This is a genomic window from Paenibacillus sp. FSL L8-0638, from assembly GCF_038593075.1.
Taxonomy (GTDB): Bacteria; Bacillota; Bacilli; order Paenibacillales; family Paenibacillaceae; genus Paenibacillus; species Paenibacillus polymyxa_D.
The window spans coordinates 1,255,528-1,267,653 of the sequence record NZ_CP151960.1 but is presented as its reverse complement, the minus strand read 5'-3'; the positions used below and the strand labels follow the sequence as shown (position 1 = coordinate 1,267,653).

Annotated in this window: 12 protein-coding genes; 5 read left to right on the top strand and 7 right to left on the bottom strand. The window is 46.1% G+C overall.

Annotated elements, in window-relative coordinates; all coding sequences use genetic code 11:
- Positions 1-157: 157 nt before the first annotated feature.
- Both MKY35_RS05665 and MKY35_RS05660 read left to right on the top strand, forming a co-directional pair.
- The gene (locus MKY35_RS05665; RefSeq protein ID WP_342445843.1) at positions 158-844 is read left to right on the top strand and encodes a hypothetical protein; all 687 of its coding nucleotides are present in this window, start codon (positions 158-160) and stop codon (positions 842-844) included.
- 208 nt (positions 845-1,052) lie between these two features.
- Positions 1,053-2,321: an MFS transporter gene (locus MKY35_RS05660; RefSeq protein ID WP_342445842.1), complete on the top strand. Its 1,269-nt coding sequence runs from the start codon at positions 1,053-1,055 to the stop codon at positions 2,319-2,321.
- Positions 2,322-2,422: 101 nt separating this feature from the next.
- Here MKY35_RS05660 and MKY35_RS05655 read toward each other — a convergent pair whose 3' ends face one another.
- Positions 2,423-3,337: an EcsC family protein gene (locus tag MKY35_RS05655; RefSeq protein WP_342445841.1), complete on the bottom strand. Its 915-nt coding sequence runs from the start codon at positions 3,335-3,337 to the stop codon at positions 2,423-2,425.
- Between the two features lie 133 nt (positions 3,338-3,470).
- Here MKY35_RS05655 and MKY35_RS05650 point away from each other — a divergent pair, with 133 nt between their 5' ends.
- Positions 3,471-3,947, top strand: coding sequence for a GNAT family N-acetyltransferase (locus tag MKY35_RS05650; protein ID WP_051717886.1), 477 nt, complete (start codon positions 3,471-3,473; stop codon positions 3,945-3,947).
- Between the two features lie 249 nt (positions 3,948-4,196).
- Here MKY35_RS05650 and MKY35_RS05645 read toward each other — a convergent pair whose 3' ends face one another.
- Entirely contained in the window at positions 4,197-4,622 is a 426-nt protein-coding gene (locus tag MKY35_RS05645; RefSeq protein WP_165144551.1) for an Lrp/AsnC family transcriptional regulator, read from the bottom strand.
- A gap of 159 nt (positions 4,623-4,781) precedes the next feature.
- Between MKY35_RS05645 and MKY35_RS05640 the strand changes: the two genes are divergently transcribed.
- Both MKY35_RS05640 and MKY35_RS05635 read left to right on the top strand, forming a co-directional pair.
- Positions 4,782-5,534 (top strand): MBL fold metallo-hydrolase, encoded by a 753-nt coding sequence (locus tag MKY35_RS05640; protein ID WP_342445840.1) that lies wholly within the window; start codon positions 4,782-4,784, stop codon positions 5,532-5,534.
- A gap of 76 nt (positions 5,535-5,610) precedes the next feature.
- A complete protein-coding gene (locus MKY35_RS05635; protein WP_029516135.1) occupies positions 5,611-6,510 on the top strand; it encodes an SDR family oxidoreductase in 900 nt (299 codons plus the stop codon).
- 105 nt (positions 6,511-6,615) lie between these two features.
- On the opposite strand, the gene mmsB is transcribed toward MKY35_RS05635, so the two are convergent.
- From mmsB to MKY35_RS05610, 5 genes are all read right to left on the bottom strand, one after another.
- On the bottom strand, positions 6,616-7,779 hold the full coding sequence (gene mmsB / locus MKY35_RS05630; RefSeq protein ID WP_023987351.1) for a multiple monosaccharide ABC transporter permease: 1,164 nt from the start codon (positions 7,777-7,779) through the stop codon (positions 6,616-6,618).
- Entirely contained in the window at positions 7,763-9,313 is a 1,551-nt protein-coding gene (gene mmsA, locus MKY35_RS05625; protein WP_342445839.1) for a multiple monosaccharide ABC transporter ATP-binding protein, read from the bottom strand. The genes mmsB and mmsA overlap by 17 nt, the downstream gene beginning before the upstream one ends.
- A 32-nt stretch (positions 9,314-9,345) precedes the next feature.
- Positions 9,346-10,431: a multiple monosaccharide ABC transporter substrate-binding protein gene (gene chvE / locus MKY35_RS05620; protein WP_165144542.1), complete on the bottom strand. Its 1,086-nt coding sequence runs from the start codon at positions 10,429-10,431 to the stop codon at positions 9,346-9,348.
- 409 nt (positions 10,432-10,840) lie between these two features.
- The gene (locus tag MKY35_RS05615) at positions 10,841-11,173 is read right to left on the bottom strand and encodes a nucleoside triphosphate pyrophosphohydrolase (RefSeq protein WP_342445838.1); all 333 of its coding nucleotides are present in this window, start codon (positions 11,171-11,173) and stop codon (positions 10,841-10,843) included.
- Positions 11,174-11,249: 76 nt separating this feature from the next.
- Positions 11,250-11,789 carry a hypothetical protein gene (locus MKY35_RS05610; protein WP_342445837.1) on the bottom strand — a complete coding sequence of 180 codons (540 nt, stop codon included), beginning with the start codon at positions 11,787-11,789 and terminating at the stop codon, positions 11,250-11,252.
- Positions 11,790-12,126 lie beyond the last annotated feature (337 nt).

Sequence of the window (12,126 nt, the reverse complement as noted above, 5' to 3'; positions counted from 1 at the left end):
AATTATTCTTGCTTATTTATATGTAAAAGAATATCAACAACACTTAATATAGAAAAAGTTTTATTGTGTTTGTAATACTTTCGCCATGTTGATATGTGCTTATGATCAATATAGTTGGAATAGTGGACCATAAAATTTAATTAAGGTAGGTCGTCTTATGAGCGAGGAAACTATTGCTTTCAAGTGTGGATCGTGTAAACAGGCACCAGATAAACCCCTATTAAAAGACAAAAATTTTGAGATTGTGGCCATCGAAGATGCTATGGACTGGGCAGATTTCAAGCATGATACTCCAGATCTAAATACTGAAATATGGGAAAGAGCATTGAAACCCCCGGCAAAAGGTGACTTAAAAAAAGTACAAGTATATTTTCCTTTTCATATGTCTGTTGGAGAAACTTTTTGGACTCTATTCAGACCTGCTTATTCAAATTTTAATGGTTGGGATGAGCATCCTGATGAGATCAACTTCTCTGCGTTTATTAAATGTAGATTTGAAGACATCATATCCAAAAATGAAAAAAGAGCTTGGATCCATGTCAGAGTGGAGGAAGTTCTGTTATTAAAAGATGTATGTAATAAAATCCCAGCGCGTGATGGAGCAGGCTATTTGGATTCATTTCATATGTTTGGAGAGCCTCAACTATTTCAATACAAGGATTGGATTTTCTTGGATGCAAACGCACAAAGTAATCTTGGTATTTGGGCATTAATTAAAAGAGTTAAGGATTATAACCATTTGGTGGCATATGGATCGTGGGAATTTCATTCCAACATGGTCTACTGTGGAAATCTGATAATTCCTGAAGCTGAGTTGAACTCATTCATGCATATTAGCGAGTAAAATGAGAAGTAAAGGATACCTTATAATAGATATAATGCACTCAGAGCAAGATAATCTATCGTGAATTAAAGGATCGTGGAATAAAGAGTATCCAGCAGAATGGGCAAGCAGTAATGAGTAAAATGGGGCTTTATCCCACTTTCAGCCATTTGCTGCAAACGGATCGCTTCCTATATCTTAAAATATACATACATATTCGGAGGTTGCCATGACTAGTAAATCTGCTACAAAAAATGAAACGGGCCAATCGCTCCCCCTCCCAGGGCCGCAAGTGAAAGGCACCGTTTTTGCGATTCTGATTGCGATCAGTTTCGTCCATCTGTTCAATGACTCGATTCAATCGGTCATTCCAGCGATCTTTCCGATCTTAAAGGAATCTATGAGCCTGAACTACACGCAGATCGGCTGGATTTCATTCGCGATCAATTTTACAGCTTCGATCATGCAGCCTGTGATTGGCTTGTTTTCAGACAAACGGCCTACGCCCGCTATCCTTCCCATCGGCATGGGCTTTACGCTGACTGGCATGCTGTTGCTCGCCTATGCTGCCGATTATAAAGCGGTTCTGATCGCAGTCATTTTTGTGGGTCTGGGCTCGGCTGCCTTTCACCCAGAAGGCTCGCGTGTATCCCATATGGCGGCCGGGCCGCGTCGGGGATTGGCACAATCCATTTTTCAAGTTGGCGGTAATGCGGGCCAATCGCTGGCGCCGATGCTCACGAGCTGGATTTTTATCCCGTTGGGACAATTTGGTGCGATCTGGTTCACAGGTATTGCGGCAGCGGGAATTGTGGTGCAATCGTTCATCGCACGCTGGTACGGTAACGTCCTACGTACAGAAGGCATTGCACGCAAAAAAGCGGTGGCACGCCGCATGAAGCCCGAAGTGCGTAACCGCGTTATGTTTGCCATGATTGTCCTGATTCTACTGGTATTCGTCCGTTCGTGGTACTCGACCTCGGTCGGAAGCTACTATTCGTTTTACCTGATGGAAGTATTTAAAATGCCATTGGCTGATGCACAGCTTTACATTTTCCTGTTCCTCGGAGCTGGAGCGCTGGGCACCTTCTTTGGCGGTCCGCTCGCGGACCGTTTTGGTAAACGCAATATGATTTTTCTGTCCATGGTATTAGCTGCACCACTCGCGCTGGCACTACCTTATGCCAACCAATTCTGGACGGCAATCCTGCTGGCGATTATCGGATTTATTATGCTATCTAGCTTTTCGGTCACAGTCGTATATGCGCAGATGCTCGTGCCTGGTAAAATCGGGACCGTGTCCGGTCTCATTACAGGTCTGGCTTTTGGCCTTGGCGGTGTAGGCGCGCTCGTATTCGGCAACTGGATCGACAAAGTAGGCATCACCCACATCATGTTCCTGTGCGGCTTTTTGCCACTGCTCGGCATCTTAACCTTCCTGCTTCCTACAGATAAAACTCTGAACCGCTGGGCGGAAGAAAATGGAGCCGAAGTGTAACAGGCTAACGTGTGGCGGCCATCCTGGCCGCTGCACACCTTTATAGCCAACTCACGTGTTTCCTCACGGAAAAAATTCCCTCGTTTACACCTAAGTTGCAGTCAGTTCTCTTCTTCTGCCAAACGCATCAAAATCCGACGCTTCCGATACAGCATTTTCCCTGCTTCAGCTACATCACTAATAGCACTTCGATTCGCGATAGACCCGAACAAAATGCCCGCAATCGGGACCATCTGAAGCAGTTTTTTCCACCCAAACTGATCACGATAGGTGTTAATGACCTCTCTCCATCCCTGCATCTGGGAAAAAACCTGTGCCTGACGTGAAGGATCATCGAACAAGGACAGCTCCTCTAATACGGCCTTCTTACCCACAATATCGGATGAAGCGAATTGCATACATTTAATAATAAAAATACGTTCCTGCTTATCATGAGGATTAAAGCCATAGCACAAGGCGATTTCCTGAAGCACTTTGAGTGACAAGCCGAGCAAAAGAGGAATATCCGCCGCAATCGTAAACACACCGCCAATCCCCGTTGTTGCTCCCTGAGCGGTGGCAAAGGTAATGCGAGCCGATGTCATATCGTCGGCAGTCCGATCCATGATGGTTAGCGGAAGCTCAGCCGCCTGCTTCAACTCCCACATAGGTTCGACACTATGTTCCGAATCAACGTTTTCCCCGGCACGAGGCAGGTCATGCGTATCCGAAGTGGAATCTGCACCATTTTGCTGAATGACATGTTCATGGGCCGTCTTTTTCAGCCTGTTCAGAACCGTTTCTTCCTTCACCAAATATTTGCCGCCGTTCTGAATGAAGCTGCCCAACTCGTTAAGGAGTTGCTCCAGCTTGTCTTTAATGATTTTAGGCGTCAGCCGATCCAGCAACATAAAAGGCCATCTGCCGATTTTTTCCCAGAAAAAAATGTCCTTCTGTTCCTTCTCCCATTTTTCAATATTCTTCAACTCATGACGCAATACGTCCTGGCTTTCCCGATATTTTGTAAGCTGCTTCATAAGCGTAGACGTCTCCTTTTGACTATGCTAGTTTATGTATGGGTAATACGTAAGCAAGGCGAGTTCAGGTTTCTTTTTTTAGCAAACTAGATGATATAGTCAGTTAAAAATTCGTAAAGATCGGAGTGTAATGATGAATAATGTAGAGCTTGTCCCTTACCATTGTGGGCATGATGCCATTTTACATACCTTCTACTTACCTGAGGAGCAGAAGCAGTTTACTGGAATGCCGGATGAAATGCTCATACTGGCCAAGGAAGATCCGCACCGCCATCCTGTCGTGATTACGGCTACTAGAAGACCCGTTGGATTTTTCATTTTATACGATGGGGATGAATTAGCGGACTATACGAATACTTCTGAGGCACTGCTGCTACGCGCGTTCTCTATTCATTACGCAGATCAGGGACAAGGATTCGCCAAAAAAGGGCTGCTTCTACTACCACATTTCATCGCCAGACACTTCCCACATATTCGCGAGATTGTACTGGGCGTCAATGCCCGTAATCTGTCTGCCCAAAGTCTGTATCGCAAATGCGGCTTTATAGATGAAGGTGACACTAAAATGGGTCAACACGGCTTGCAGCATATTTTTAAAATGAGCCTATAAGAGGTTGTTCAAAAAGTCGTCTTTCCATAACGAAGCTATTCAAGAAGCGGATTCGACGTCGAATCTTGAATTCAGCCGGGCCTTCCGTTGCTCACGTAGATCTGTCTACGCTCCGCTACTCTGTCCCTAGCTTCATCCAACCTTCTCGGTCCTGAAAAGCCGACTTTTTGAACACACACTATAAGTTGACCTCGATAGCCCTCGCCCAAATAAAAAAGCTTTCGGCACCAACGCCAAAAGCTTTTATCGTTAAATCTCACCAATAGAAAAACTCAATTTGTAATTACCAAACTTCGTAAGTTCATCCAGCATGGTATTTAACTCTGTCTGTGAGGACATGCGCACCCGCATCCAATAACAGCCCTCCCCACTCACCCGGTGGATTTCAACAATATAGGGATGCTCCCGTGCAAAAGCCTGGAAAGCACTGTGAGTCGTTCCTGAATTCAAAAAAACCGTAATAAAGGCATGAATCGTCTGTCCAATTTTTTCAGGGTTCCAGCGCAGCGTATAGCCTTCGATAATGCCCGCATCCTGCATTCTTCGAACACGCGCCCCTACGGCTTGGCCTGTCAAATGAACAAGCTGGCCGATCTCCTTGTGCGATAAAGAGCTGTCTTCAATTAAATGATGAAGAATGCGCAAATCGGTGTCATCAGGTGCGAATAGTTCCATAGTTATTTTTCCTTTCATGATGAAACGATAATGCTGATTTTCCTTTCAGCAGACCGTAGCCTGTAGCTCCTTGCGTCAGATATGATTGTAACAGAAACAATGAACTACCGAAAATACACTTGGTCAAAAATAACATTCATCACAAAGGAGCTTTCATATATGAAAATCACACTAATCCGTAACGCAACCTTATGGCTGGAATACGCTGGAATAAAATTTCTGATCGATCCGATGTTGAGCGATGCTGGCGCAAATCCGCCGGTCCCCAATACGGAAAATGCCCGCCGTAATCCGCTGGTTCCCTTGCCGCCGCAATGGCAGGCACTCGGACAGCCTAATGTTGTCATCGTCACACATTTACATCCCGATCATTGGGATCCGGCAGCAGTACGCTGGTTGGACAAACAAATTCCCGTCTTCTGTCAGCCCGGAAATGAAGAGCAAATCACTGCTGATGGTTTTACACAGGTTACCCCGATTGGGGTGGCTGGTTCTGTGGGAGAAATTGAGATTATCCGTACAACCGGGCATCACGGCACTGGAGAAATCGGGGAGCAGATGGGCCCCGTATCCGGCTTTGTTTTTCAGGCTCCAGGTGAGCCTGTCGTCTATTTGGCCGGGGATACGATCTGGTGCAGTGAAGTCGCGGAAATACTGGATAAATACCGCCCTGACTGGACGATTGTGAACGCTGGAGGAGCTCGATTTACGGTAGGTGATCCCATTATTATGAATGCCCAGGATGTAACGACGATAGCACAAAATGCCCCTTATTCACAAATCGTGGCTGTCCACATGGAAGCAATCAACCATTGTCTACTAACTCGTTCAGAGCTTACGGAACATATCAACCGTAAAGGTTTAAAGGGGCGCGTCCATATTCCGGCAGATGGAGCGACGGTTTCGGAGTAAGACGATTGTCCTGAGTCACCGTTTGCGCCTATTTTGAATATATTGGATTTCAAAACGTATAAAGAAGGGAATATCAATGAATTGGCAATATCCTTATTACGGTACAGAAACCCAATGTAAAGAAGTTCCGATTACTTTTCCTCCCCAGCATCAATATAGACAGCCGGGGTTGGAATACCTGATGGTTCCACGCCCTATTTATGATAATCCAAAGTATATCGGCACTGGAAAGCTTCAGGATCGGGTGGCTATTATTAGCGGTGGGGACAGTGGTATTGGTCGCGCGGTTGCAGTGGCATTTGCCAAGGAAGGGGCCGATGTGGTCATTGCCTATCTCGATGAGCATCGAGATGCTATGGAAACCCGTGATGTCATTCACAGGCTTGGCCGACGTTGTTTGTTAATTCCGGGGGATCTAAGGCTAAAAAGCAACTGCTGTCTGGTTGTTCAACAAACGATGGAAACCTTTGGTCGTATTGACATCCTGATTAACAACCTAGGTATTCAGTTTGTGCGCGAATCGTATCTGGATATCAGTGAGCAGCAGCTTCGTGATACGTTTGATACCAATATTATTTCCTTCTTCCATATGACTACAGAAGCATTGCCGTATATGCGGGCTGGGGCCAGCATCGTCAATACGGCATCGGTGACAGCCTATGTGGGTCAAAAGAATATGATTGATTATTCAGCTACCAAAGGAGCTATCGTCAGCTTCACCCGCGCTTTGGCTAATAATCTGGTCGATCAGGGTATTCGCGTGAATGCGATTGCTCCCGGTCCGATCTGGACTCCGCTGAATCCGGCCACACAGTCGCCTGAAGTCATTCGCACCTTCGGCAGCAATACACCAATGAAGCGTGCCGGGCAGCCTTATGAATTGGCTCCTGCCTATGTGCTGCTGGCTTCGGATGACGGTTCCTACATTACAGGCCAAACGCTGCATATAAACGGCGGCCAAATGGTCACCACTTAGTTTCGTTGGCTGATAGCCACAAGACCCAACAAGCAAGAAAACCTCCAGCATCCACATTTCTAGTGGAACTGGAGGTTTTCTTGTTTTACGATACCGAATCTGAGCTTAAGCAGATCTTTTGTTTTTGTTGTAAATATCGAAGGCAACCGCCAGCAGCAGCACCAAGCCCTTGATTCCTTGCTGCCAGTCAATACCCAGACCGATCAGAGACATACCGTTATTCAGTACGCCCATGACCAAACCACCGATAATGGCTCCAAAAACGGTTCCGATCCCACCAGACGCCGAAGCTCCACCGATAAAGCAGGCTGCGATGGCATCCAGCTCGAAGTTCGTACCTGCTCTCGGCGTAGCCGCGTTCAGACGTGCAGCAAAGATCAGACCGGAAATGGCGGCCAGCACGCCCATGTTAACGAATACCCAGAACGTTACTTTTTTCGTTTTGACACCGGACAGACCCGCTGCCTTTTCATTTCCACCTAACGCATACACATGACGGCCCATAATCGTGCGGTTCATGACGAAGGAGTACACAACGATCAGTATGAACAGCAGCACGAGAATGTTAGGTATCCCCGCGTAGCTCGCGAGCATGAAGGTGAACAGATTGATGACCGCAGCTACCACAATCAACTTGAGTACAAATAACGTTTGTGACGGAACCTCGAATCCATATTTAAGCTGAGAACGACGTTCGCGAAGTTCGTTCACGATAAACCATACCGTGAGTGCAATGCCGACAATGATGGATACCAGGTTATAACCGGTAGATGAAAAATCCGGTAGGAAGCCTGAACTGATTTTCTGGAAGCCCCCCGGAAATGGAGAGATCGATTGACCTTCCAGCACGATCATGGTCAATCCACGGAAGAGCAGCATTCCTGCCAATGTAACGATAAATGCCGGAATCCGTACATAAGCGACCCAGAACCCTTGCCATGCGCCGATTAACGCTCCGACCAGCAAAGATGCAATCACAGCGATCCATGCTGGAAGCTGCCAATCGACCATCATTATGGCGGCAACCGCACCGACAAAAGCAGCTATGGAGCCGACGGACAAATCAATATGTCCAGTGATGATAACCAGCACCATCCCGATGGCCAGCACGAGAATATAGCTGTTTTGCAGAATCAGATTGGTAATATTAATCGGCTTCAACAGCAGGCCGCCCGTCAGCACCTCGAACAAAATCATAATGACGACCAGCGCAATCATCATGCCATATTGGCGGATGTTATTTTTAAATAGTTTAGTTATGGTTTCCATGCTTCACGCCTCCTGACTTGGTCATATATCTCATCAACGTTTCCTGCGACGCGTCCTCACGGCTAACCTCTCCAGTGATCCGCCCAGCATTCATGACATAAATCCGGTCACACAAACCTAGTACCTCTGGCAGCTCGGACGAAATGACCAGCACTCCCTTGCCTTCAGCGGCAAGTCGATGAATAATCGTATAAATTTCATATTTGGCACCCACATCAATGCCGCGTGTCGGCTCATCCAGAATCAGAATATCCGGCCCGGCGAAAATCCATTTGCTCAGCACCACCTTCTGCTGATTGCCGCCACTCAGGTTACCCGTTTTCTGTAAAATGCTCGGCGCTTTGATGTTCATGCTTTTTTTCATTTCCTCTGCAATGACGACTTCCTCCTGCTCATTGACGACAGCGCCCTTCGTCAGCTTGTTCAGGCCAGTCAGCGAAATATTACGCTTGATATCATCCATCAAAATGAGGCCATACTCCTTGCGATCCTCTGTCACATAGGCAAAGCCGTTGTTGATCGCGTCTGTAACCGTGTTGTTCTGGATCGGCTTGCCGTCTTTAATCAGCTGACCGGAAATGTTGCGTCCATACGACTTGCCAAAAATGCTCATCGCCAGCTCGGTCCGTCCCGCTCCCATCAGTCCGGCAATACCGACAATTTCACCGCGACGGATGTTCAAATTCACCTGATCCAGCACCTTGCGGTCTGCATGATGCTCGTGATACACCGTCCAATCCTTCACTTCCAGAACGACCTTGCCAATCTCGGCATGACGCTCTGGATAACGGCTGGTCAGATCACGTCCAACCATCCCGCTAATGATCCGATCCTCCGTGACCTCATCCTTTTTCATATCCAGTGTCTCAATCGTCTTCCCGTCCCGCAAAATCGTAATTGAATCCGACACCTTTGCGACCTCATTCAGCTTGTGGGAGATGAGAATGCAGGAAATGCCCTGTCTTTTAAATTCCAGCATCAAATTAAGCAGATTTTCACTATCATCCTCATTCAACGCCGCTGTCGGTTCATCGAGAATAAGCAACTTTACCCTTTTAGAGAGCGCTTTCGCAATTTCGACCAGTTGTTGCTTCCCGACCCCGATGTTCGTAACTAATGTATTAGGATTCTCACTCAAACCGACCTTGGACAGCAGATCGCGTGTCCCTACAAAAGTCTCTTTCCAATCAATCACGCCGCCGCTGGCACGTTCGTTGCCCAGATAAATATTTTCCGCAATTGAGAGATACGGGATCAGCGCCAGCTCCTGATGGATAATGACAATGCCCAGTTCCTCGCTCTGCTTGATATCCTTGAACTCACACGTTTTGCCCTGGAAAACAATATCCCCTTCATAGGTTCCATGCGGATATACACCGCTTAGTACCTTCATCAGCGTCGATTTACCCGCACCGTTCTCACCGCACAGGGAATGGATTTCGCCTTCCTTGACCTTGAGATTTACATTTTCCAATGCCTTCACGCCGGGAAAGGTTTTGGTAATTCCCTTCATTTCCAAAATGATTCCAGTCATGGGATACGCTCCTTTCGGTTGGATTCCTGCTCTTATTTCAATCCGATTTGCTCTTTGGTGTAATAGTGACTACCGACAATATCCTTCTCCACATTCGTCCGATCTACCGAGATCGGATCAAGCAAGTAGGCAGGAATGACCTTTTTACCGTTGTTATAGGATTTGGTGTCATTCACTTCCGCTTGCTTGCCCTGTAAAATGCTGTTGGCCATCACGACCGTTTGCTCAGCCAACTTGCGGGTATCCTTAAATATAGTTTGCGTCTGCTCCCCGGCCACAATGGACTTGATCGAAGCCAGCTCCGCATCCTGCCCCGTAATGATCGGCAGCGGCTTGTTCGCTGATCCATATCCGACCCCTTTCAGGGATGAAATGATACCGATGCTAATGCCGTCATACGGGGATAGTACCGCGTCCAGATTGGCCCCTGAATAGTAGGCACTCAGCAGATTATCCATCCGCGACTGCGCCAATGCTCCATCCCATCGCAGTGTAGCGATCTGCGCCATCGTCATCTGCTTGCTGCGTACGACCAGCTTACCGGAATCAATGTACGGTTTAAGAACGGACATCGCACCATTAAAGAAGAAATAAGCGTTATTGTCATCCGGTGAACCACCGAACAGCTCGATATTGAAAGGGCCTTTGCCTTCCTTGAGTCCCAGCTTTTTCTCAATATATGCTGCCTGTAGTACGCCCACCTTGAAGTTATCGAAGGTCGCATAATACGTCAGATACGGTGTGTTGCGAATCAAACGGTCGTAAGAAATGACCTGAATGCCTCGGTCGTGTGCCTTCTGAATCACATCCGTCAGCGTGTTTCCGTCGACCGAAGCGATCACCATAACATTGACGCCCTTGGTGATCATATTTTCGATTTGGGAGATTTGGTTTTCCACTACGTCCTCGGCGTACTGTAAATCCGTTTTATAGCCTTGCTCCTGAAACAACCGGACCATATTCTCCCCGTCTCCTACCCAACGCTCGGACGATTTGGTCGGCATGGAAATGCCCACATAGCCTTTTTCCTTGCTGCCCGTTCCACTCTCCGCCAAATTACAGGCCGAAAGCATCAGGGCCAAAACCAGAAGCCAAACGACAACAGCTCCTTTTTTCATATGAAGTTCCCCTTTCCTCATGTGATGCGGGTCAATTTGAAGGTAAGGATTTTGTAAAATCCTCAGGTTAGTGCTGATTAGAGTCGAAATGAGATAGCGCTTACATAAGTGAGGCAATGAGTGCCTCTCCTTTTTTTATGTGCAAACACATGGTATCATTCCAGGCCGGGAAAGGTCTTTGCTGGTTTTGAACTTTTTTTATAAAATTTTAACCTTTGTGTTGGGGGAGTTAGAAGTTGGAGAAGATAAAATGAAACTCGTTGACTAAATAATCATATGGCTTGTAAATAAATTAAAATAACTTCCACTTTATAAATTTTTCGCTATACTAGGTGCTTAAAAAGAGACAAAAAAGGTAGCTCCAATTATCAAGCTCCCCTTTTGAATGTGCTATCCTTGAAATATTTAGTTAACTTTTATCTTCATCTACATCAATTAAAAACACCCGCTCCTGAAAGCCACCCCGTGCCTCGGCTTTGTCTGCCCGCAGCTTGTCCAGCTCTGCCGCATTCGTCCCATGTACTTCTGCCAGCGCCCGGATGACTTCCAGCATATCCGCCAGTTCTTCCAGCGCATCCTGATCTTTGTCCGCTTCAAAATATTCCCCGGCTTCTTCACGAAGCTTCGTTCGCAGTTCCTGCTTATATTCCTCAGGTTCCAAGATACGTGTCCGACATTCCTTACCCTGAGACATAATGAGGTGCGGAATCCGATCCCGCACCAGTTTGTTGTATGTAGGCATATGAAATAACACCCTTTCTGATGTGGAGGTGTTAGCCATCATCCAACATCTTCCTTTTCGTCATTATATCATTAGCTCAAAAAGAACCGGGTATTATTGATAAAAGATCTACCGATTCATTGAACGAATTTTCTTTATAAATAGATGGATACCGCTTAGACGGATCAGCTACGATCCGCTGTGACAGAGACTCTAGAATAGAGTCCGTTTTATAAAGCAACTTGTCTACTTCCTCCTGTCTCATCGTCTCCTCGGATGCTTCATCCTCTCCCGAAACCAGATAATGTACCGTACCGATAAACAGCACCATATCTAAATTGGGTTCAGCATCTGTGTGAATTAAAGGGAATAGGTCAGTCATGGATCGAATGTACGATGGAATGATTCGGTTTCGATGAACATACATGGCCTTAGCCATAGAAAACATCGCTCGATCACAAAGAATGAGACAGTTTTGAAACTGATGATGGTCGCGCATCATCTGTGCAAGCTTGATCTGGTATTCGGCAAGCTTTTGAAAATCCATCATGCAATTGAATATGTAGGTGTCGCTGTACTTAGGCAATTTGAAATCAGAACCATTATGTAGTTGGGGACTTAAGGAGTAATGTTTCATGGGGAATCAACTCCTGAATTAAAATTTCATAAATAAGGGTTTTGCAAAATCCTGAAACAAATGTGAGCAACGTAGCACAAATATGTAACCATCAAGATGTATAATTTTCTAGCTACCGGACAAGCTTCCTAATAAATATTACTATATAGTAGTTTTTAATTCAATTTACTTACTAACACTTATTAATTAGATGTAACTCTTTCTCTACACTTCTAACTAGAGGATTTTGCAAAATCCAACAAGCGACTTCCAATAATAATATATAGGTCGTGATGATCTAGTTCGTCTATATATTGCACTTTGGAGCGATTGAAATCGATTTTGTAGAACCCTTACT